Raw genomic sequence first — 22,448 nt, 5'->3', positions numbered from 1 at the left:
CATCATTGCATCATATTCGTCCTGAACCTCACCTCTATCAAATCCTGGAGATCCTTAATAGGTTTAAAGCAATTCCGAAGCATCATTCGTTGCATTTTATTGAGTTCTTCCGGTTTGAAAAAGCGACCGGAATCTTTGTTTTTCAGCCCTTGCAAAGCCCTGAATCTCATTAGCGTTTCGTAGGCGTCGGCGGCCTGCTCGTACAGTTCGGCATTTTGGGGTTCGAGTTTGGCCAGGTGATCAAATCGCTGAAAGGTATTGTTTTTTCCGTATTGGCGGGCTTCGAGGATGAGCAGCCGTGCAGCATCCGTCAGGGGCATCATCGCCCTGGCCTTGATGTCGAAGTCGTCTTTGTGTTCCCCGCTTCTTTCTACCATGAAATTGCGGAAAAAGGATAGGGGTGAGGGATTTTGCAGTGCATTTTTGGCCAAAAAGGACAGAAAGATATCCTGGTTGCTGATCGATTCATAAATGCTATCCGTCAATTGTCGGGACAGGTCCTTATTTCCGTAAATGGGCCGATAGTCAAAAAAGATGGTAGTAAACATGATTTCCTGGGTACCTGGTTTGTATATCCAGTCCTCGAATTGTTTTTTCCATTCAGAAAGAGAAAGGCACCACCGTGGATTGCTGGCCATCATATCCGCCGGGCAGTATTCAAAACCACATTCATTGAGTATAGTAGTGGTTATTTTAGCGAGCTCCAGGTAGTAGTTTTTGGTGACATTATAATCCTCAGCCGCAACATCCTCAAAAATAATGGCATTATCCTGGTCGGTTCTGAGCAGCTGCTCCTCCCGGCCTTCACTTCCCAACCCCAGCCAGCAAAAGGTGGCTTTTGGGGGTGTTATTCCCTCCTTGTTGAGTTTCCATTCCGCCAGTTGGATTGCTCTGGAAATAATGGCGTCATTGATTTCCGACATGATATTGGAAATGAATGCAATGGAGACTTCCTGGAAGAGGTATTTTTTGAGCAATAATTCGGCTTTGTCCCGAATGAAACGAAGGTCTTCTCCCGTCCTGGCGCGGGAAATTTCGCGCATCAATACCGCCGGGTTATTGGCCTGGACCACCAGCAAATCGTGTTCCGAAAGCACTCCCATAACGGCTGTTTCCGGTGTTCCGTCTTTTGTCACGCAAAGGTGGTGAACCCCCTTCCTGATCATTTCGATCTGTACTTCGGCTACTGCTGAAGAAGGAGGAATACAAATTACCGGGCTGGACATGATCTCGCCGACCCGGGTATCCAGGGGAAGATCCCCGGTAACGATTTTATTTCTGAGATCCCGGTCGGTGAGGATACCGAGAGGGTGGCAGGTGTCGTTGACAATGATAATGGATCCCACTCTTTTATCCCTCATGGTCCGGGCAGCTTCCTTTACGGTATGATCAATTTTGCAGGTGACGGGCTTTTTACTTCGATCAATGGACTGAACTTCCAGAAGCTCCGTGCCTGACTGCCAGATCTGATCGTTTTCGGAGAAAAGCTTGCCTTTATTGTTTTTTGCGTAAGGATTTCTTTCTCCTGCGGCGAAACTTGAGGTCAGAAAATGATTGACCTTTGTATTATGCTCAAGGATGGGCAGAAAAACTTTTGTCGGGATAGCATAGATCAACGCTTCCTCTTTGACAATGGCAGTGAGGGAATAAGCCTGGGAGGCGATCAGGGGCCTCAGGCCAAAAACATCGCCTTCGTCACAGGTGTCGATCAAAACACGGTCGGTTTCGACTTGTCGGAATAACTCTACCGCTCCTTCCTGAATGACATAGAACATTTCCACAGGCGGATCACCTTGTTTGAAAATGATCTCATCATCGGTGAAATACTGGACCTCAATTTTTTCGGAAATGCCCAGAAGTTCTGATGGTTCAATAAAATTAAAAGGAGGATGATTCTTCAAAAAATCAAAAATCCTTACTGCAATTGTATTTTCCATTTTTTATATAAATATCTATATTGTTATTTATGTGCTAATTTATTAAATTTGCAGGACATATGAAAAGTGATTTTGATATTGTCTTTCTTGAAAATGCGACCGAGACGCTCCGGGCGATAGCCCATCCTGTGCGCATTGCCATCATTGAGTTACTTTTTGAGAAAAAACAATTGTCTGTCAAAGCCATCCACACCCGGATCGGTATCGAACAGGCAGTAGCTTCCCATCACCTTCGGATCATGAAAAGCTGTGGACTGGTAGAGGTTTCCCGTGAGGGAAAAAACAGTTTTTATTCTTTGTCTCATATTGAATATTACTATATTATCGAAAGTCTGAAAAAAACCCTTTGATCCTTCCGTCCTTTAATCATTTCCGCTTTTTTTCATTGTCTCTTTGTATCCCTGCAGTATTCCAGCCATCCAGCATTCAATCATTGCCACATTGCATCATTTCCCCATTACAGCATTACCGCATCTCAGCATCGCAGCATTGTCAAATTGCTTCTTCTACAAATAGTATTTCACGTGAACACTTTACCTCAATACATGATTTTGCCATATTTTAATAAAAAAGGATTAAAAGTTTTGACAAATATAGATATTTATATACATTAGTGCGACTTAAAGACAATCTTGAATCCAAATTATTCACCAACTTTTAAAAAGAGAGTGCTTATGAGTATCAAAAAATTACTTCAATACAGCGCAATTTTGTTGCTTTTGGGAATGATGAGTTTTCCCCTTAGCGCACAGGAAAAGACCGAAGAGGATCATTCCTACAAACCCTTAACTCTTAAATTAAGCGAGGATGGCAAAAAGTATGTTCGCTTTATCATGTGGCACCAAATTTGGGTGGAATCGAACAATTTAGAGGCTGAAAATTCCAAATTTTCGTTGAGTACCAGCATCAGGCGTTCCAGATTTTTGGCTTTTGCACAGATTTCTCCCAAATTTTTGATTCTTACTCATTGGGGATTGAACAGCCTGACTGCAGCCAACCTGACTTCTTTAGGAAACAATGGCGACGGGCCACAGTTGTTCCTGCATGATGCCTGGGCGGAAGTGCAGCTCCACAAAAGCCTTTATGTCGGTGGAGGACTCCATTACTGGAAAGGCATGACCCGTATGTCGAATGCCAGTACCCTCAACTTCATGACCCTCGACCAGTCGCGTCCTTTTGTCGCCTGGCATTCTTTGGGCATCACCGATCAGTTTGCCCGCCACCTGGGCATTTACGCAAAGGGAGAAATTGGCAAGTTTGATTATCGCATTGCCCTGAATACACCTTTGCGGAATAACATTTCAGGAGATTACAGTTTGAAGAGCAGTGGATGGACTTACAACGGTGTTGCCAATCCTGACAGCAATGGAGATCTGACAGGCAACATGGTGGCCGAAGGATATTTCCGTTATAACTTCTGGGATACCGAATCTACCAAATTGCCCTATCAGGTAGGCACTTACCTCGGTGCCAAAAAGGTATTTGGAGTGGGAGCCGGATTCTATGCTCATCCAAATGGCATGTTCAACGCCACGACAGGTGAACATGGAAGCGTTTTCCATTTTGCCGTGGATGCTTTTCTCGATATGCCCGCCGGGGATAATGGAGCGTTAAACGCCTATGCTGCCTTTATGAAATTCAATTATGGCGAGAATTACGTCGCTCGATGGGCCGGTACGGGATCAGCCATTTACGCCCAATTGGGATACTTGGTTAAATCTGCCAAACTCATGCCGTATGTTGCCTTCAATACAGGGAACTACGATGGGTATGATGACCCCGTGAATGCCCTTGATGTTGGTCTGAACTATTTCATCAATGGCCACAATGCCAAACTTACCCTGGAGTATCATAAGATTTCCGGTGATATCAGGGAAGGAGCCATTGCGACCCAGGCTGATGCGCTTGCACAAATTCGCTTGCAGCTGCATGTATTCCTCTAACGGGAGAAAGCTGCCTGGCAGTACCAAAGTTTCCATTGCTAAAATTTCTTAACAATAAAACTAACTTGATATGTCTGAAAAAAATTTAAAGGAATACTGGAAGAAAAACTTAATCACGGTGGTTATTCTTTTGGCCATCTGGTTTTTGGTTTCTTATGGTTTCGGTATTTTCTTCGTTGACAGTATGAACTCGATGAAGATAGGAGGTGCCAAACTGGGCTTCTGGTTTGCCCAGCAGGGATCTATTTACGTTTTCGTGATCCTGATCTTTGTCTATATCTGGAGAATGAACAAACTGGATAAAGAGTACGATGTCCATGAATAGGATTTAGTCATGGGTTTTATCTAAAATAATCAAAAAAATAAAATTATGAGTGTTCAAACTTGGACTATAGTTTTAGTGGTGCTGTCTTTTGCTTTATATATCGGTATAGCCATCTGGGCGAGAGCAGGGTCCACCAAAGAGTTTTACATTGCCGGCGGAGGGATTCCTCCTATTATGAACGGAATGGCCACCGCTGCGGACTGGATGTCGGCGGCCTCCTTTATTTCGATGGCCGGATTGATCTCGTTTATGGGATATGACGGAGCTGTTTTCCTCATGGGCTGGACGGGTGGATATGTTTTGCTGGCGCTCTTGCTGGCCCCGTATCTACGGAAATTCGGAAAGTTTACGGTGCCCGATTTTATCGGCGACAGGTATTATTCCAATACCGCCAGGACAGTGGCTGTTATTTGTGCCATCATTGTTTCTTTCACTTATGTAGCAGGTCAAATGCGCGGGGTTGGCGTGGTTTTTTCCCGTTTCCTTGAGGTGCCCATTAACCTGGGTGTTGTGATTGGTATGGCTATAGTATTCTTTTATGCCGTATTGGGCGGTATGAAAGGGATCACCTATACTCAGGTAGCTCAATACTGTGTGCTGATTTTTGCCTTCATGGTCCCTGCGATCTTTATTTCCCTGCAGCTGGCAGGAACGGCCATTCCTCAGTTAGGATTCATTGGAAAGGCAAGTGATGGTACTTTCCTGCTAGACAAACTGGATATGTTGCATAAAGACCTTGGATTCCATGAGTACACTTCCGGATCAAAGTCAATGATCGACGTATTTGCGATCACCTTTGCCCTGATGGTTGGAACGGCAGGACTTCCACACGTAATTGTTCGCTTCTTCACCGTACCAAGAGTGGTGGATGCACGTAAATCTGCAGGATGGGCATTGATTTTCATCGCTATCCTTTACACCACAGCACCAGCTATCGCCGTTTTTGCACGGACCAATTTGATCCATACAGTTAGCAACCAGCAATATTCGTCCATGCCGGAATGGTTTAAGAAATGGGAAGGAACGGGATTGATCAAATTTGAAGATAAGAACAACGACGGGATTGTTCAATACGTAGGAGACAAAGATGCCAATGAATTGACTATTGACCGGGACATCATGGTGCTGGCGAATCCTGAGATCGCCAAATTACCCAATTGGGTAATTGCACTGGTGGCCGCGGGTGGTTTGGCTGCCGCCCTGTCGACAGCAGCAGGGTTGTTGCTGGTCATTTCTACTTCCATCTCTCATGATTTGATCAAAAAGCAGATCAAACCAGATATTACGGAGAAAGGCGAATTGTTGTGGGCGCGTATCGGTGCATTCTTTGCTGTTTTGGTGGCCGGTTACTTCGGCATCCATCCCCCGGGATTCGTGGCGGCTGTTGTGGCACTCGCCTTCGGACTGGCCGCAGCCTCCTTCTTTCCGGCCATTGTGCTCGGGGTGTTTGACAAGCGGATGAACAAAGAGGGAGCGGTTTCAGGAATGATTGTGGGGATTGTTTTGATGTTGTTTTACATGATCAAATATAAATTAGGTGGTTTTGGTGGCGGTACTGCTGAAGATTGGTGGTTCGGTATTTCACCTGAAGGTTTTGGTACCGTGGCGATGTTTGTAAACCTGGTGGTTTCCGTTGTGGTTTCCAGGTTGACCGCAGCACCTCCTGAGGATGTTCAGGCTATGGTGGAGGAAATCCGTATCCCTAGAGGAGCAGGTCAGGCACGCGGGCATTAGGCCCTTAATTTCCCTGGGTTTAACTGAAATTTAAAACCAGGCGGGGAATTCCCCCAGGTTGTAATTCCAAAATGTTGTACTTTTATGGGAAGAACATACTTCATTTGTTCTTCCCATTTTTTAAAAATCCTTATCGTTATGAAATTGCAATTGGGTAGAAAAGCTTCAGACGTATTTGTAGTGGTGTACATAGCCGGGACATTATTACTTAGATTTTTTTTAGAGCCTCAGCTACAAGGGAGGTTTCTTATCTCTATTGCCCTGGGGGCCTTTGCCTTGTTGTTTTTATGGGCCCTGGCGAAAAGTAAATTGATCAATCCCAGTTGGTTTGGTCTCTTGCCATCACGGAAGGAACAATAATACAAACCGCCATTTATGTTGAATGGCCAAAACCATATTTGGATGCCAACGGATAGAGAGGCAAAATTATTCAGCTTGTTTTTTGCAGCTTTTGTATTATTAAATTTTCCCATAATAAGTATCTTGGGAAATCAACCTCCTGCAGGGGGTGTTCCGCTTTTGTATATTTATTTGCTGGTACTTTGGGTTGGGATCATTTTTATTACTTATCGGATCATTCAAGGCAAGAACAAAAGTTAACTCATTGTTTTCATAAATCTCCTTAGGAATGTCATTAAGTGTTGTCATTATCGCTTCTTTGGCGTATGTGCTTTTACTTTTTTTGATTGCCTATTTTGGTGCTAAGCATTCCGAAAAAGGGGGTAGACTGGTAAATAATCCTTATACTTATTCTCTCTCTCTGGCTGTATATTGCACCGCCTGGACATTTTTTGGGAGCGTGGGAAGAGCGGCAGAAACGGGTATCGGGTTTCTCCCGATTTATCTTGGTCCTGTCATTTTCGCCCCAATCTGGATGATCGTCCTGCGTAAGATCATCCTTATCAGTAAAGGTCAGCGTATAACTTCCATTGCTGATTTCATTTCTTCACGTTACGGAAAAAGTACGGCGCTGGGAGTGGTGGCCTCGATTATAGCTGTTTTGGGAGTGATCCCATACATCTCTCTTCAGCTCAAAGCTGTGGCCATCAGTTTTCAAACTTTGTTATCTGATTCATCCAAACAGGTGATCGCATTTGGACCCGAAACGCCTTTTTATTATGACCTGGCGCTTTATATAGCCATTGTCCTGGCATTTTTTACCTTTATTTTCGGAGCCAGAAAGCTGGATCCGAACGAAAGACATGAAGGCCTGGTCGCAGCGATTGCCTTTGAATCCATTTTTAAAATGGTTGCTTTTCTCGTCATAGGCATTTTTGTGACCTATGGAGCCTTTAATGGTTTTGGGGATATTTTTTCAAAAGCTTTGGAAAATGAAGACATAGCCCAGATCTTTTCTTTCGAAGCTGAAGGAATGACCGGATGGAGCTGGATGTTGTTGATCATATTATCCATGTTCGCCATAGTGATGCTTCCGCGTCAGTTCCACATTGCTGTGGTTGAAAATACAAAGGTGAGGTACGTGGAAAAGGCTTCCTGGCTTTTTCCGGCTTATTTGCTGCTGATCAATATTTTCGTTTTGCCTATTGCGATAGGAGGGCTTCTTACCTTCCCCGGCGGCGTAGTGGATGCAGATACTTTTGTATTGAACATTCCCCTGGCCTATGGACATGAATGGATGGCTCTCTTTGTTTACCTGGGAGGACTTTCGGCGGCCACGGGAATGGTGATTGTTTCCGTGACGGCATTGAGTATTATGATCAGTAATAACCTGGTGATTCCGTTTTTATTGAAGTTTGCCATGGTTCGCGGAAGAATCATTGATGATGTAAGCATACGGTTGTTGGGGATACGCCGGGTGATCATAGTGGTGGTTTTGATCCTTTCGTATGGTTATTTCCGGTCCGTGGGCATGAGTTATAGTCTTGTTTCCGTGGGGTTGATCTCTTTTACGGCGGTAGCCCAGTTTGCTCCGGTACTCATTGGTGGCATTTATTGGAAAAGAGGAACCAAAGCAGGGGCCATGTCTGCCATGTTAGCCGGGTTTATCATTTGGTTTTATAGCTTAATCGTTCCTCTTCTTGCCGAAAAAGGGATCATGCCTTCATCAATAATTTCTGAAGGTCTATGGGGAATCAACCTACTCAAACCTTATGAATTGTTTGGGTTGCAGGGGTTTGATCATATTTCGAATGCAGCTTTTTGGAGTCTTCTGTTTAATACCCTCATTTTTGTGATCGTATCCCTGAATACCCGTCAGGATGCTTTGGAAATTACCCAGGCAGATTATTTTGTGGATCACTATAAATATGTCGAAGGCGGGAGTGATTATGAGGTTTTCCGACGAAAGGCTAAAGTGCCTGATCTGATCTCATTGCTGGAAAGATTTTTGGGAGAAAAAAAGGCCCGAAAGCTATTGAAAAATTACGAAATAAAACACGGTATCGATATAAAGAAACTGAGCGAAGCAGATGGTGAATTGATCACCTATACGGAAAAGCATATTGCCGGTTCCATTGGTGCCGCATCGGCCAAACTTATCGTTTCTTCTATTATCAGGGAGGAACCTATTGGATTAGAGGAAATGCTGAAAGTGTTGGATCAAACCCAGGAGATCATCCAATACAGTAAAGAACTGGAACAAAAGAAAACCGAGCTGGAAAAAACGACCCAGCAACTCAAACAGGCGAATGAACAATTGAAAGAACTGGACGAACTCAAGGCAGAGTTCATCTCTACCGTGACCCATGAATTGAGAACTCCGATCACTTCCATCAAGGCCATGGGGAAAATTTTGTACGACAATCGGGATCTGCCGGCAGAAAAAAAGGATGAGTTCCTTGCCATAATTGTGGATGAAAGCGAACGCATTGCCCGGTTGGTTTCGGAAGTACTCGATTTACAAAAAGTACAGTCAGGGGCTGAAAACTGGAATTTTGAAATAATTGATTTATGCAATGCCGCAGAACAGGCATACAGGGGGGTGAAGGAACTGATGAAACAACAGAATTATGAAGCTGTATATGAAGTCTGTGATCAGCCCCTGATGGTGAGGGGCGATAGGGATAAACTTACTCAGATGATCATCAACCTGTTGTCTAATGCCATTAAATTTTGTGACCCTGATACCGGTAAGGTGGTTCTCAGGATTAAGCCAGGTCAGAACTCGGCTATATTGGAAGTCGAGGACAACGGTTTCGGGATTTCTGAAGTAGACCAGGCAAGAGTATTTGAAAAATTTATTCAGGTAAAAACGCCGGGAGTGAAGAAACCGCGAGGAACCGGATTGGGTTTGTTTATATGCAAACAAATTGTTGACACGCACAATGGGTCGATAAGTATAAAGAGCCAGATAGGCAAAGGATCGGTTTTTACGGTCGCATTGCCATTGGCTTGAAAAGGTGATTTTTTTACGGAAAAAAGGTGATTTTTATTGCCTTTTCTTCCTGTTTTTAGTTGTACTTTTAAATCTGTTTTTGATCAGACCGAAAAGGATAAAACAATGATGGCTAACCAAAGACAATCCTTCAAAATCTTACTCGTCGATGATGAGCCAAATATCCTTTTGGCGCTCGAATTCCTGATGAACCAACAAGGTTACGCCATCGAAAAAGCTACCAGTGGGGAGGAGGCCCTCGAAGTCATTGCATCTTTTCATCCCGATCTGGTGATTCTTGATGTAATGATGCCCGGAATCGATGGCTTCGAAGTGGCTATGAAAATAAGGAAATCTTCCCGATACAATAATATTCGCATCATATTTTTGACGGCAAAAGGAACTGCCGAAGATAAATTGAAAGGCTATGGCAGTGGGGGAGAAGTGTATGTCACCAAACCTTTTGATAACTATGAACTGGTCAATACGGTCAATGAGATCTTTGAAATGAGTTGATTTTTTTAAGGCCGTTTCACAAACCTGGAACTAATTTAATTCGAAATAAAACCTAAAAATATGCTTTTACAAATTAAATCACTGGATGAGTATAAATCCGCTTATAAACGGAGTGTAGAAGACCCGGAGGGATTTTGGGCAGAACAGGCGTCATCTTTTACCTGGAGTAAAAAATGGGATAAAGTACTGGACTGGAATTTCAGGGATCCTGATGTGAACTGGTTCGTCGGAGGAAAATTAAACATCACAGAAAACTGTCTGGACAGGCACCTGGATACCCGGGGCGACAAGGTGGCGATCCTGTGGGAGCCCAATGATCCTAAATTGCCGGCCATAACTTATACCTATAAAGAACTGCATGCCGAAGTTTGTAAAACGGCCAACGCCTTGAAAAAAAATGGCGTGGGCAAAGGCGATCGCGTTTGTTTTTATATGCCAATGGTTCCCGAACTCGCCATTGGAGTGTTGGCGTGTGCTCGTATAGGAGCCATCCACTCTGTGGTCTTTGCCGGCTTCTCCGCTAATGCCCTTGCTGACAGAATCAAGGATGCTACCTGTAAAATGGTGATCTGTTCCGACTACAACCACCGTGGAGAGAAAACCATCCCTGTCAAACAGGTGGTGGATGATGCTATTGCCATGGGATGTGATAGTGTGGAAACGGTTTTGGTCCATCACAATACAGGAGAAGATATTAACTGGAACGATAAACTCGATAAATGGTGGCACGAAGAAATAGATGATCAGCCGGCAACCTGTCCTGCAGAACAAATGGACAGTGAAGATATCTTGTTTATCCTTTATACTTCAGGTTCCACCGGTAAACCAAAGGGTGTGGTGCATACCTGTGGCGGTTTTATGGTTTATACCGCATTCTCTTTTTTAAATGTTTTCCAGTACCATGAAGAGGATATTTACTGGTGTACCGCCGATATCGGATGGATCACCGGCCACTCTTATATCGTTTACGGTCCCCTTTTGGCAGGAGCGACCACAATGATGTTTGAAGGGGTGCCTACTTATCCTGATGCCGGACGTTTCTGGGAAGTTTGCGAAAAGCATAAGGTCAACCAGTTTTATACGGCTCCAACCGCCATCCGTGCCTTGATGGCTTTCGGCGATGATTACGTAAAAGGTTACGATTTGAGTAGTTTGAAAGTGCTTGGATCCGTAGGGGAGCCTATCAACGAGGAAGCCTGGAACTGGTATAATGAAAAGGTAGGAAAAGGCAATTGCCCTATTGTGGATACCTGGTGGCAGACAGAAACCGGAGGCATTCTGATCACCCCATTGCCGGGCATTACCGATACAAAACCTTGTTATGCTTCTTATCCGCTTCCAGGCGTTCAACCCATACTGGTAGATCCTGAAGGCCATGAATTAACGGAAAATAATGTGGAGGGATTGCTGTGTATCAAGTTCCCTTGGCCAAGTATTATCCGTACGACTTATGGTGATCATGAGCGATGCCAACAGGTGTATTTCTCCTCCTTCCCGGATCTGTATTTTACCGGTGACGGCGCCAGAAGAGATGGTGACGGTCGTTTGAGAATTATTGGCCGTGTGGATGATGTAATCAATGTTTCCGGGCACAGGATGGGTACTGCGGAAGTTGAAAATGCGATCAACGAGCACCCTGACGTAGTGGAAAGTGCCGTGGTGGGATTCCCGCACGATATCAAAGGTCAGGGCATTTATGCTTATGTCATTCCGTCTCACGACATTATGGATGAAGAAAAATTCATCAGGGAAATCAGGGATGTCGTGACCAGAGAGATCGGGCCCATTGCCAAACCTGACCAGATCCAGATCGTACCAGGTTTACCAAAAACACGTTCAGGTAAAATCATGCGTCGAATTTTGAGGAAGGTTGCATCAGGAGATGCTTCCAACCTGGGAGATATTTCTACTTTGCTCAATCCGGAAGTGGTTGAAACGGTGAAAAAAGGTGCAAAATCATAACGAATTTTGGCATCAGACCGAGGACGGATGGATGTTGATCCACTCAGCATCCATCTTTCTTCTTTTAACAGCGTGATTACGTTATGTTTTATTGATTTTCTGAAGGCTTTTCAACAATAATCAAGGTTGTTGAGCAGTGTGATTTTTTTTCTTTCAGGAAGGAAAACCTACCAATTCATGTTTTTCTGTTTTCGGAATTAATGCAGGCTCTGCCTGGATCAGGGCCATTTTTTCACTAAAAAAATCTAAAAAAATGACTTACCAGGAATTTTATCAAAACAGCATCCGCGAGCCGGAAAAATTTTGGGAAGAGCAGGCAAAATCATTGGATTGGTTTAAGTTTCCTAAAAACATTTTGTCCAAAGATGAAGAAGACTTGTTTCATTGGTATCAAGGTGGAAAAATGAACACATCCTACCTGGCACTTGATTATCATGTAAAAAACGGAAGAGGTGACCAGGTTGCCCTGATCTACGATTCTCCTGTCACGAATACGATCAAAAAATATACTTTTAAAACATTGCTCCACGAGGTGGAACTGGTCGCCGGAATGCTGGTTTCCTTGGGCGTGAAAAAAGGAGACCGGGTCATTATTTACATGCCTATGATTCCGGAAACTGCTTTCGCTATGCTGGCCTGCGCCAGGCTGGGAGCGGTCCATTCGGTGGTATTTGGAGGTTTTGCAGCCCACGAGCTGGCGATCAGGATCGATGATTCCACCCCTGATGTATTATTAACAGCCTCAGGTGGTATAGAGATTTCCAAAGTCATTCCCTATAAACCCATTGTAGATGAAGGCATAAAAATGGCGGATCATAAGGTGAAACATGTCGTCGTGTTGCAGCGGGAGGTCATCACCGCCGAATTGGATCAGGGCCGGGATATCGACTGGGCGGAACTAAGGGCCAAAGCTGAGCCTGCCAAATATGTAGAGGTGGATGCTACCGATCCCTTGTATATTCTTTACACCTCAGGGACAACGGGCAAACCCAAAGGGGTTTTAAGGGACAACGGCGGGCATGCTGTATCCATGAAATTCAGCATGGAATACATCTATGACATCAAACCGGGCGAAGTGTACTGGGCCGCTTCAGATGTTGGCTGGGTGGTGGGCCACTCTTATATCATTTATGCTCCATTGATCCAGGGTTGTACTACTATTTTGTTTGAAGGAAAACCGATTAAAACACCGGATGCCGGAACTTTCTGGCGTGTGATCCAGGATCACAAAGTGAATGTTTTCTTTACGGCTCCCACGGCTTTCCGGGCCATCAAAAAGGAAGATCCCACAGGAAGCCTTCTCGCGAATTACGATACCTCTTCCCTCAGGATGCAGTTCCTGGCCGGAGAGCGTTGTGATGTAACCACGTTGCATTGGCTGGAAGATTTGCTGAAAGTACCCGTCATCGACCACTGGTGGCAGACTGAATCCGGATGGCCTATGTTGGCGAATATGGCTGGTGTGGAATTACTCCCCGTCAAGGCGGGGTCAGCCTGTAAACCTGTTTGTGGTTATGATATTCGCATTCTTGGACAGGATGGAAAAGAGGTGGGGCAGCTTGAAGAAGGCGTTGTAGCTATTAAGTACCCGCTGCCTCCGGGTTGTCTGCCAAATCTGTGGCAGGATACTGCGAGGTTTAAAGATTCTTACCTCAGTATTTTTCCGGGCTATTATTTTGCCGGTGACGGCGGATACCGGGATGAAGACGGTTATGTTTTTATTACGGGACGAATAGATGATATCATCAATGTTGCCGGCCATAGATTATCTACGGCAGAAATGGAGGAAATTGTAGCCTCCCACGATGCGGTGGCGGAATGTTCCGTTATTGGCATTGCTGACGATATGAAAGGTCAGGTTCCCGTAGGTTTTGTGGTGCTCAAGGCCGGGGTGAATGTGGATTATGATGCCCTGGAAAAGGAACTCATTAACATGGTAAGGGAAAAAATAGGTCCGGTGGCGGCCTTCAAAAGGGCTGTTGTGGTGGCCCGACTGCCCAAGACGCGTTCAGGGAAAATATTGAGAAAGATCATGAGGGCTATCGCGGATGGTTCCGAATTTAATCCGCCTTCCACGATTGAGGATATGAGCGTGCTGGGTGAGTTGGAAGACAAGATGAAACGGGAGAAGGTAGGGCAGGCCTTTTAATTGTAGAATGATGGATTTAAGCTAAAAGGACTTCAACCGGCTCTAAGGTATTTCAGGGGTTGAGGATAAAAAAATGGGTGGACTTTAGGACAAAACGATCCTTAGAGTATGTCTAAAAATTTAAATTTGTAGATCATTCCAAGCGATATAAAATTGTTTGGCAATTCTGCCAAAGTACCCACGCTTCGGAACTTTCTGCTGTTTTTTCGTGATCCTTGTCCAATCGGCGAAAGTAATTGAACCGCCCGAAGGTCTGTTCGGTAACCCAGCGCCACTTCACAGGAACAAACCCTTTTGCACTTGGGGGCTTTGATGAAAGCTCTACTTCTACTCCTAACAGATTCTCATATACCCAATCCATGAAGATAATTTTATAAGCAGCATCTGCCAGTATTTTTTCTAACCGGTGCAAGTATCCAACCAGAGGCTCGACTACCTGGTGCGCCATTGCTCCGTCTGCATGATTAGCCGCATGGACAACTATCCCCCAAACTAAACCTAAAGTATCTGTGATGATATGACGCTTTCGCCCATTAACACGCTTGTTTCCGTCAATTCCTTTTTCTATATTCACAAATGGTCCTGATTTAACAGACTGACTATCAATACTTAGCATGCTGGGCGTTTCTTCTTTACCCTGTCGCTTCCTTTCCTTTCGATTCAATCCTTCATTTAATTTTTGCAGTGTTCCATCCTTTTGCCATTTTTGAAAATAATAATATACACTTTTCCAGGGAGGAAATTCTCCCGGAAGATTTCTCCATTGGCTGCCAATTCTTAATATCCAAAAAATTGCGTCTACCACATCTCGCAAATCATATTTGCGTTTTCTTTTGATAGGTAAATATTCTTTTATAATTTCCCACTGGGAATCAGTTAGTCGCTCATATTGAGTTTGCATAAACTTGGGTTTTAGTCTACCACAAGTTTAATAACTGGTTCCCATTTTTCCAAAGACTTCAATTTTTAGACATACTCTTATGGACTGTTTTTTTTAAAAGTATCCACCCATTTTTAGTCAAAACTATTTTCACCAAGTCAATTTTAGAACATTTTTTAGAGCCTCTGAAAGTTTCCCCGGTTTGGGTTGTTGGTTTTATAGCTTCATTTTTATTGAACCAATCCGCCATCCACGCTAAGTACGGTGCCCGAAATATACGACGCTTCGTCGGAGGCCAGGAAAGCATAGGCATTGGCGATATCTTCCGGTTCGCCCAAACGGGCAACCGGAATACTTTTTTTGATGCCTTCGATGATCTCTTCGGGTATGGTTTGGATCATTTCGGTATTGATGAACCCCGGTGCCACTGCGTTTACGGTGATGCCTTTTCGGCCGAATTCACGAGCCCACGTTTTGGTCAACCCGATCAGACCGGCTTTGGTGGCGACATAATTGCTTTGGCCAAAATTGCCGTAAAGCCCCACAATGGAGGAAGCATTGAGGATGCGTCCGCCCCCTCTTTCCATCATGTAAGGAAATACATTTTTAGTGCAATTGAACACCCCTGTGAGGTTGACGTCAATGACGGATTGCCATTGCTCTGAGGTCATTTTTTTCATCGAAGCGTCTCGGGTGATCCCCGCATTATTGATGAGAATATCAATGCCGCCGAATTCTTCAGCTACCCTCTTGGCGGCGGCCTCAACAGCAGTAAAATCTACGGTGTTCACCTTGTAGAATTTACATTCCAGTCCTTTTGCCCGGTAACTTTCTGTCAGAGCTTCTCCCAGGGTTGCGTCAATATCCCAAATGGCGACCCGGGCACCCTCCTGAAGAAATTTGTCTACCGTGGTTTTTCCAATACCCCGGCTGCCTCCTGTGATGATGGCCACTTTGTTTTTTAATCTTTGCATGGTTCTAATTTTGGCTGGTGAATCATTCCTCAAAATTAAAACTTTGGCTCCACCTATATTCAAAAAGCGTCAACAGCTTTTAAAATATTTGGAGGTGACTTTGAATGAAATAATTTATTAATTTAGTTTAAAATACTGGTTGTTAAAGTTTTAAGTTTTAAAAAGTAGACTTTGACCCAAAATTTTCACCTGGTCCTTAAGCTTGTCGTAAATCAGACGCTTTTTCGTGATTTAATTGCTAATTTTGCAGCGTCTATTAATATCAAATAATACCAAACTTATGAAAGAAGTATATATTGTTTCAGCAGTTCGTACTCCATTAGGAAGTTTTGGAGGGGTTTTGTCCGGAATCGCTGCTACTGAATTAGGATCAATTGCTATCAAAGGGGCTCTCGGAAAGGCGGGAGTAGATGCCTCACAGGTTGATGAGGTGTTTATGGGAAATGTCATTTCTTCCAATCTCGGCCAGGCTCCTGCACGTCAGGCAGCACTCGGGGCAGGCATCGGAAATAATGTACCATGTACTACCGTAAATAAAGTATGCGCCTCAGGCATGAAATCTATCATGCTCGCTGCACAAAGCATTATGCTAGGCCACGGTGACCTCATCGTTGCCGGCGGGATGGAGAGCATGTCCAATATTCCTTATTACCTGCCCAAATCAAGATGGGGACTGAAGTATGGAGACGGCGTTTTGGTTGATGGTTTGGCCAAGGACGGTCTGACAGATGCCTACAACCACAAAGCGATGGGCACAAGTGCCGACGCTACGGCGGAAAAGTTTAATATTTCGCGGGAAGCTCAGGATGCTTTTGCCATTCGATCATATAAATTGTCGGCAGAATCAACGGAAAAAGGTTATTTTAAAGAGGAAATTGTACCTGTAATAGTCCCTCAACGGAAAGGAGACCCCATTGTCATCACTGAAGATGAAGAATACAAAAAAGTGAATTTTGATAAAATTCCAACACTCAATCCTGTGTTTTCTAAAGAAGGTACGGTAACTGCCGCCAATGCGTCGACCATCAATGACGGCGCTTCTGCACTGATTTTGGCAAGCGGCGAAAAGGTTAAAGAACTCGGCCTGAAACCTGTGGCCAAAATATTGAGTTTTGCCGATGCCGCCCAGGAGCCGGAGTGGTTCACCACAGCGCCAACCCTGGCAGCTCCCCTGGCATTAAAAAGGGCCGGATTGGAATTATCAGATATCGATTTTTTTGAAGTCAACGAGGCTTTTGCCGTGGTCACCATGGCGTTCAACCACGTACTCGGTATCGATGAAGAAAAAGTAAACGTCTTTGGCGGCGCTTGCTCCATAGGTCACCCTCTCGGTGCTTCCGGTGCGAGAATTGTCACCACGCTCAACAATGTGCTTCAACACAAAAAAGGAAGCAAGGGACTGGCAGCCATCTGCAACGGCGGCGGCGGTGCTTCTGCTTTGATTATCGAGCGGGTATAGAAAACAACTTGGACATGAATCATCCCGAATTTTATCTGATTAGCTGAAATTCGGGATTTTTATTTCGCAAAAAGAAATAAACCGCAAAACCTGCCTTCCGTCGCGGCAGCAGGCAAGGTTTAAAACAAGTAACCGCAAATGGAACGAAGTTGAGCTCAGTGAAATCCCGCACATGAAATGTCGGGGTGACATCCTCGATCACGTAGTGTCGGGAATTTAGAAGTGTTTGGATTATGGGTTAGGTGTTTTAAGACAAAATTTGACTTTTTCTCCAAAACCCACACGTTTTACCCACTCACTTTTACACCTGCCTTCCTGCGTCTGCAGGCAGGTTTTAAATTCCTTGTTTTACATTTTACATTTAAAAAACACTTCAAATAATCATATAATTTCCAGTTCAGACAGTTTTTGAAAATGCCGGGATGACCCATGTTTTCAATAGCCTTTCTCCCTTGAAACTTCGTTCAACAGTGGTTTTCCGGCCTTCATCCGGTGATAATTTTCCAAAATTTGTGGTGCTACGCTCACCGGGTCAGTAATACTCGCAATATGCGGGGTAATATGGATATTCGGATGGGTCCAGAAAGGATGATCTTCCGGGAGAGGTTCCGTGTCAAATACATCCAAACCAGCGCCCGACAAATGCCCGGTTTCAATCATTTCCAACAAGTCTTCTTCCACCAAATGGCCCCCCCTGGCGACGTTTATTAAAAAGGCTCCCTTGGGTAAAAGAGTAAAAACTCTTTTGTTTAAAATCCCTCTTGTTGCCGTAGTCAGGGGCAAAAGGCATATCAAAATATCCGCTTGGGAAAGGAACAGAGGTAATTCATTTTTTCCTTGAAAAACCTTTACCTGATTTACTGCTTTAGGAGAATTAGCCCAGCCGGATACCTGGAAATCAAGTTGGGTCAATGCTTTGGAAAGGCTTTGCCCCAATGTGCCGAAACCCATAATTCCAATGCGGGTTTCTTTTATGGTAAGGTAGGGGCGTGGAGACCAGATCTTCTTATGCTGGTCATTTTTATACTCATTTAATCCTCGTAAATGATTCATAATGAGGGCAATGACGAATTCATTCATGGCGGTGGCCAGTTCGGCATCCACAATTCGGACAATGGCAGCCTTCAAGGGTAAATTATTATCCTTCATCAAATGATCCACTCCGGCGCCCATGGAGCAAATGACCTTCAAATTGGGATAGGGCTCAAAAGCCCCTTCCGGATGATTCCAGGTCAGCGCAAAATCGACCGCTGCAGGGTTAGGGTCCTGCCCGAAGATGCGGATATCAAGGGTAGGATCAAGGTCTTTCAGAGCAGCGATCCACGGTTCAGGAGCTTTGGTCTGACTGATAAAAGTGATGGGCATTAATGATATTTTTTAAATAATAAGTCATCATTGATAAAGTTAAGTACTGTAAAACAAAAATAATCGCTTTAAATAAAATTCCGCTTGCCCAGTGCTTAGTACACTGAAACGAAAGATTATTTATATAGTTTAAATGTTCTATTCCGATACTTTTTTGTCACGCTGATTTCGCAGATTATCGCTGAAATATTAAGGAAAAATCCTTTTATTCTGCGCTTTGCCCCGACTGTTGGTACGGGGTGTTCCAACTCCAGAATACCGACCAGAGGTAAGGTATGTCACTTTGTTCCATCTGCGCGAAAAAATTTCTGTTGGGGGACTTATTAAAAAAATAAAAAAACATTTGCTACACGGTATTTAGTACCTGGACAAAATTAAACGAATATTGAATTATATTCAGCTACTCCGACCTTCAGGTCGGGGCGTAAGAAGTAATCAGTAAAACCCAGGCCTTCAGGCCTTTGATTACTTTAATGCTTTGCAGATCACCGGTTACAAAAAAAGCGTGTTCCTCTTCTGCGCCAATCTGCGAAATCTGCGTATCCGAATCCGTAAAATTTTAATAAATAACGCCTTTCTATGGAGCATTCCTACCGATGGCCATTCAAAACCAACTGCTCCAAAATTAACCACTGTTCAAAGGCCACGTTCCCATAAATTTGATCGTGCGACTAAATATTTAATCCTCCTGGTTCGTTTACGAAAAACATCAACATACCATCCATGAAGCAGTTATTTTTAACCACAATATTATCTTCTTTTATCTTTTTTTTAAATGCCCAGTCGATCATTTCCGGGGTTTTTCAGGCCTCAGAAGCAGAAATGGTTTATGAACACGGGCTCAAATGGACTGCTTTTCAACATAAAAACGATTCTCTCAACCAAAACGGATACAGACTCTACGATCTTGAAACTTATAAGGGATCCGGTGACCGGACCTTTTGGGGAATCTGGATCAAAAGCGATCTTCCGGCTGTGGTGGAATCCGTTTACGGATGGGCTTCATTCGTTGAAAAGAAAAGAGCCATGACTTCCGACAGTTTTTTGTTGACGAAAGTGACGGCATACGCTGTTTCAGATAAGGAGCAATATTATATAGGTGTTTGGGTGAAAGAGGATACTCCACACAAGATATGGAAGCTCGATTCCCGCGAGGGGCTGGCGCAAAAGACAGAAGAAATGGCCCGCCAGGATTTTTTCATCCGGAACGTTGAAGTATTTTCCAGCCCGAATAAAACCTTGATTTTTTTAGCCCTTTTTCATAAAGGAAAAGTAACTACTCCTCGTAACTACGTTTATACATCGGATGATCTTAAAGTGTTTAAAACCAGTGTATTACAAAGGCAAAAAAGCGGTTTTAGGTTAGTTGATTTTGAAAATTTTGAAGAAAAAGGAACCCGCTGGTACCTCGGCGTTTTTGAAAAGGGCGACTATGAAACAGTGCTGCTCGAAGGACAAGAGACTCCTGATTTCAACGGCAAGTGGGAGATTCTTGAAGAACAGGGATTACGGCTCATGGATATTGAATTGGAGGAATAAGCTGACGGTGTTAATATTTAATGAACTTCAATACGGTATCTGTTCCGTTTTTCTGGAGGAAGAAAATTCCGGGAGGCAGATGAGATACATCGATTCTATTTTGGTTTTGCTGTAAGTTTATTTTCTCTGCTATTTCCCCGTTTTCATAAAAAATTTGAAATGTTTCTTCCTTGGCTTGTTTTTGGATAATAATGTTTAAATAATCATGAACCACCGTCGGGTAAACCTGAAATGTTGTAGCGTTTGGGTTGAATAACAGTTGGATCATTTCGCTGTAAGCAAATAATCCATCCTCATCTACCTGTTTCAATCGATAATAATTTGAACCCGGATCCGGGGTTTGGTGGACAAATTTATATTGATGCTCGGTATAAGCATTTCCCAATCCACTTACGAACCCTACCTCAGAAAAATTTATCCCATCCCGACTATGTTCAACGTAAAATCCGGCGTTTGCTTTTTCTGAAGAAGTTTTCCATTGTAGTTGGACGGATTGATCCAATGGCCATCCCCTAAAAGAGGTAAGCGTCACCGGCAATAAACAAGGGGAAGTGATCAAACTGGATCCATCAAGGTTCCATTCGGGTTTTAAAGGTGCGCAAAAATGGGTTAAGGCAGTCGGGAGGATGTCAGTCAACCTGGGGGTTAGGCTGTAGTCGTCTACAATAGTCATGCCCGGGTCGTTCCAAACGGCCCCTTGAATGGTGCCGTGATGAGTGCCGGCATGATCGATGGCCTGTGTGGTCCCCGTGCCTTCATTTAGTCTCCAGTACCCGATCAGGTTGGCAAAATTGGGATGGGTATTGTCAATAGGATTGCAATGCCAAGTGTTTATGGTGTTACCTTCAACTATTGTATTCCAAACACGCACCTCAGCAATCGAACCGCTGTAGCCAAAAGCGCCATTGATATCAGCCCCCAAAAATAATCCCTGGTTCGTGTTAATGTCCCCGACAAAGGAAATGTCGGTGGAGGCGGTCAAATTGCCATCCTGGTACATCTTCATCAAACCGTCGCGGTCAAAGCTAACACTTAGGGTGTGCCACTCATTATCTGCAATGGCCCCTCCCGTGTTGAGGTCGGCCCGACTGCTGCCGTCACCGATATTTACCTTCCATTCCGGTCCGGAAGGGTATTTGAAAGAAAGGACAAAACCTTTGTTTAACCCGGAGGCCCAGTTTTTGTTTCCGACAATGGCCACATCAGCACTAACACTGGTCAGTACCCTGCATTCTATAGTAAAATCCTGGCTGGCTCCGAAATTGAAAGATGGATCAGCAGGGATCTGGACGTAATCGCCTGCTCCGTCAAACCGAAGGGCTTCGCTTTCGCCCAGGCAATTAAAAATATTGTTGTCAATTACCATAGATTCCTTGGTGATTACGCTGGAGGGAATATCGTTTCCGCTGGCGATCACAAAAACATTCTGTTCTTCAATGGTATTGCCGCCATGCCCAAATCCATTGCCTCCATGGTCAGTAGTGACGATGATCAACCAGTCTTCATTGGCATAATCAGGCCTTTGTTCGATAGATAACAAAACAGGCCCAATAAAATTATCAACGCCTTCTATTGCTGCAATGTAGTTTGGGCTATCAGGGGTAAAACCAGAGCTGTGGCCGGCATGATCCACATCATCGAAATGCAGAAATAAAAGGTCTGGATCATTTTGCGTTATATAGTTGGAAGCCTGGGTACTGACTTCCTGGTCGGTGGAAACATTTAATTTATAATCGGCGTAATCCTGCACGATGTAATCATTGATAGGCGCCCAATGGCAAATGGAGGCTGTATTAAAGGCAGGATTAAATAAATTGAGGTGATAAAACAATGGGGGATAATTATCATAATTATTGCCGGTAAAATTATTGCCGGTGACCAGATGTTTTGCAGACCATACTCCACAAAGGATGGCTGACCAGCCAGGGCCACTGATGGTAATATCATCGTTTAACGCATCAGGGCTGAAAATACCATTTGCGATAAGCGCATCTAAATTGGGGGTGTTGGCCAATGCCATCGCATCAGGCCGACAGCCGTCAATTCCGATGATGACGACCTTTTGTCTTTGCTGCGCCGCTGCAATGAAAGAAATCAATGACAGGAATACAGGAATGAAATATTTCATCATTACTTAATTTTAGAAAATTGATTGTATTCATTGGATGGAGCGGGGAGGCAGATGAGCATAAGATTACCCTACAAGCCTTTTTGAAAAAAATATGAGTCATCCCGAATTTTGCCTGGCGGCAAAATTCAAAATATTTTTTGAGGCCTGGCAGTATCAATCCTTCTGGCACAATGGCGGAATAATTGATTTTCTGATTTTTT

16 protein-coding genes are annotated in these 22,448 nt (G+C 44.0%); 11 read left to right on the top strand and 5 right to left on the bottom strand.

What is annotated here, in order from left to right:
- Positions 1-2 precede the first annotated feature (2 nt).
- A complete protein-coding gene (locus H6571_06320; GenBank protein MCB9323342.1) occupies positions 3-1,937 on the bottom strand; it encodes a CBS domain-containing protein in 1,935 nt (644 codons plus the stop codon).
- A 59-nt stretch (positions 1,938-1,996) separates the two neighbouring features.
- On the opposite strand from H6571_06320, the gene H6571_06315 reads away from it, so the two are divergent.
- The 9 genes from H6571_06315 (at position 1,997) to H6571_06275 (ending at position 13,900) form a co-directional block, all read left to right on the top strand.
- Positions 1,997-2,287 carry a helix-turn-helix transcriptional regulator gene (locus H6571_06315; GenBank protein MCB9323341.1) on the top strand — a complete coding sequence of 97 codons (291 nt, stop codon included), beginning with the start codon at positions 1,997-1,999 and terminating at the stop codon, positions 2,285-2,287.
- A 324-nt stretch (positions 2,288-2,611) separates the two neighbouring features.
- Complete coding sequence (locus H6571_06310) at positions 2,612-3,880, top strand: porin (GenBank protein MCB9323340.1); 1,269 nt, start codon at positions 2,612-2,614, stop codon at positions 3,878-3,880.
- 70 nt (positions 3,881-3,950) lie between these two features.
- Positions 3,951-4,205 carry a DUF4212 domain-containing protein gene (locus tag H6571_06305; protein MCB9323339.1) on the top strand — a complete coding sequence of 85 codons (255 nt, stop codon included), beginning with the start codon at positions 3,951-3,953 and terminating at the stop codon, positions 4,203-4,205.
- A gap of 45 nt (positions 4,206-4,250) precedes the next feature.
- A complete protein-coding gene (locus tag H6571_06300; protein ID MCB9323338.1) occupies positions 4,251-5,939 on the top strand; it encodes a cation acetate symporter in 1,689 nt (562 codons plus the stop codon).
- A 138-nt stretch (positions 5,940-6,077) separates the two neighbouring features.
- Entirely contained in the window at positions 6,078-6,299 is a 222-nt protein-coding gene (locus H6571_06295) for a hypothetical protein (GenBank protein ID MCB9323337.1), read from the top strand.
- A 268-nt stretch (positions 6,300-6,567) separates the two neighbouring features.
- A complete protein-coding gene (locus H6571_06290; protein ID MCB9323336.1) occupies positions 6,568-9,294 on the top strand; it encodes a histidine kinase in 2,727 nt (908 codons plus the stop codon).
- Between the two features lie 108 nt (positions 9,295-9,402).
- Positions 9,403-9,789, top strand: coding sequence for a response regulator (locus H6571_06285; GenBank protein MCB9323335.1), 387 nt, complete (start codon positions 9,403-9,405; stop codon positions 9,787-9,789).
- 60 nt (positions 9,790-9,849) lie between these two features.
- Positions 9,850-11,751, top strand: coding sequence for an acetate--CoA ligase (gene acs / locus H6571_06280; protein ID MCB9323334.1), 1,902 nt, complete (start codon positions 9,850-9,852; stop codon positions 11,749-11,751).
- A gap of 253 nt (positions 11,752-12,004) precedes the next feature.
- Positions 12,005-13,900, top strand: coding sequence for a propionyl-CoA synthetase (locus H6571_06275; GenBank protein MCB9323333.1), 1,896 nt, complete (start codon positions 12,005-12,007; stop codon positions 13,898-13,900).
- A 133-nt stretch (positions 13,901-14,033) separates the two neighbouring features.
- Here the strand turns inward: H6571_06275 and H6571_06270 are convergent, their stop codons facing one another.
- Both H6571_06270 and fabG read right to left on the bottom strand, forming a co-directional pair.
- A complete protein-coding gene (locus tag H6571_06270) occupies positions 14,034-14,801 on the bottom strand; it encodes an IS5 family transposase (protein MCB9323332.1) in 768 nt (255 codons plus the stop codon).
- A 209-nt stretch (positions 14,802-15,010) separates the two neighbouring features.
- Positions 15,011-15,754 carry a 3-oxoacyl-[acyl-carrier-protein] reductase gene (fabG, locus tag H6571_06265; protein MCB9323331.1) on the bottom strand — a complete coding sequence of 248 codons (744 nt, stop codon included), beginning with the start codon at positions 15,752-15,754 and terminating at the stop codon, positions 15,011-15,013.
- 280 nt (positions 15,755-16,034) lie between these two features.
- Here fabG and H6571_06260 point away from each other — a divergent pair, with 280 nt between their 5' ends.
- Entirely contained in the window at positions 16,035-17,213 is a 1,179-nt protein-coding gene (locus H6571_06260) for an acetyl-CoA C-acyltransferase (protein ID MCB9323330.1), read from the top strand.
- A gap of 435 nt (positions 17,214-17,648) precedes the next feature.
- On the opposite strand, the gene H6571_06255 is transcribed toward H6571_06260, so the two are convergent.
- Complete coding sequence (locus tag H6571_06255; protein MCB9323329.1) at positions 17,649-18,578, bottom strand: glyoxylate/hydroxypyruvate reductase A; 930 nt, start codon at positions 18,576-18,578, stop codon at positions 17,649-17,651.
- 723 nt (positions 18,579-19,301) lie between these two features.
- Between H6571_06255 and H6571_06250 the strand changes: the two genes are divergently transcribed.
- Positions 19,302-20,117: a hypothetical protein gene (locus H6571_06250; GenBank protein MCB9323328.1), complete on the top strand. Its 816-nt coding sequence runs from the start codon at positions 19,302-19,304 to the stop codon at positions 20,115-20,117.
- A 10-nt stretch (positions 20,118-20,127) separates the two neighbouring features.
- Here the strand turns inward: H6571_06250 and H6571_06245 are convergent, their stop codons facing one another.
- Positions 20,128-22,248 carry an alkaline phosphatase family protein gene (locus H6571_06245; protein ID MCB9323327.1) on the bottom strand — a complete coding sequence of 707 codons (2,121 nt, stop codon included), beginning with the start codon at positions 22,246-22,248 and terminating at the stop codon, positions 20,128-20,130.
- Positions 22,249-22,448 lie beyond the last annotated feature (200 nt).

This window comes from Lewinellaceae bacterium (assembly GCA_020636105.1).
Lineage (GTDB): Bacteria > Bacteroidota > Bacteroidia > Chitinophagales > Saprospiraceae > BCD1.
The sequence above is the reverse complement of the archived record's forward strand: the minus strand, read 5'-3'. Positions and strand labels throughout refer to the sequence as shown.

Coding starts and splice junctions, on each gene's coding strand:
- H6571_06285 (MCB9323335.1), top strand. CDS start 9,403: ATGGCTAACCAAAGACAATCCTTCAAAATCTTACTCGTCGATGATGAG.
- H6571_06255 (MCB9323329.1), bottom strand. CDS start 18,578: ATGCCCATCACTTTTATCAGTCAGACCAAAGCTCCTGAACCGTGGATC.
- H6571_06260 (MCB9323330.1), top strand. CDS start 16,035: ATGAAAGAAGTATATATTGTTTCAGCAGTTCGTACTCCATTAGGAAGT.
- H6571_06295 (MCB9323337.1), top strand. CDS start 6,078: ATGAAATTGCAATTGGGTAGAAAAGCTTCAGACGTATTTGTAGTGGTG.
- H6571_06270 (MCB9323332.1), bottom strand. CDS start 14,801: ATGCAAACTCAATATGAGCGACTAACTGATTCCCAGTGGGAAATTATA.
- H6571_06305 (MCB9323339.1), top strand. CDS start 3,951: ATGTCTGAAAAAAATTTAAAGGAATACTGGAAGAAAAACTTAATCACG.
- H6571_06300 (MCB9323338.1), top strand. CDS start 4,251: ATGAGTGTTCAAACTTGGACTATAGTTTTAGTGGTGCTGTCTTTTGCT.
- H6571_06310 (MCB9323340.1), top strand. CDS start 2,612: ATGAGTATCAAAAAATTACTTCAATACAGCGCAATTTTGTTGCTTTTG.
- fabG (MCB9323331.1), bottom strand. CDS start 15,754: ATGCAAAGATTAAAAAACAAAGTGGCCATCATCACAGGAGGCAGCCGG.
- H6571_06320 (MCB9323342.1), bottom strand. CDS start 1,937: ATGGAAAATACAATTGCAGTAAGGATTTTTGATTTTTTGAAGAATCAT.
- H6571_06275 (MCB9323333.1), top strand. CDS start 12,005: ATGACTTACCAGGAATTTTATCAAAACAGCATCCGCGAGCCGGAAAAA.
- H6571_06290 (MCB9323336.1), top strand. CDS start 6,568: ATGTCATTAAGTGTTGTCATTATCGCTTCTTTGGCGTATGTGCTTTTA.
- H6571_06250 (MCB9323328.1), top strand. CDS start 19,302: ATGAAGCAGTTATTTTTAACCACAATATTATCTTCTTTTATCTTTTTT.
- acs (MCB9323334.1), top strand. CDS start 9,850: ATGCTTTTACAAATTAAATCACTGGATGAGTATAAATCCGCTTATAAA.
- H6571_06245 (MCB9323327.1), bottom strand. CDS start 22,248: ATGATGAAATATTTCATTCCTGTATTCCTGTCATTGATTTCTTTCATT.
- H6571_06315 (MCB9323341.1), top strand. CDS start 1,997: ATGAAAAGTGATTTTGATATTGTCTTTCTTGAAAATGCGACCGAGACG.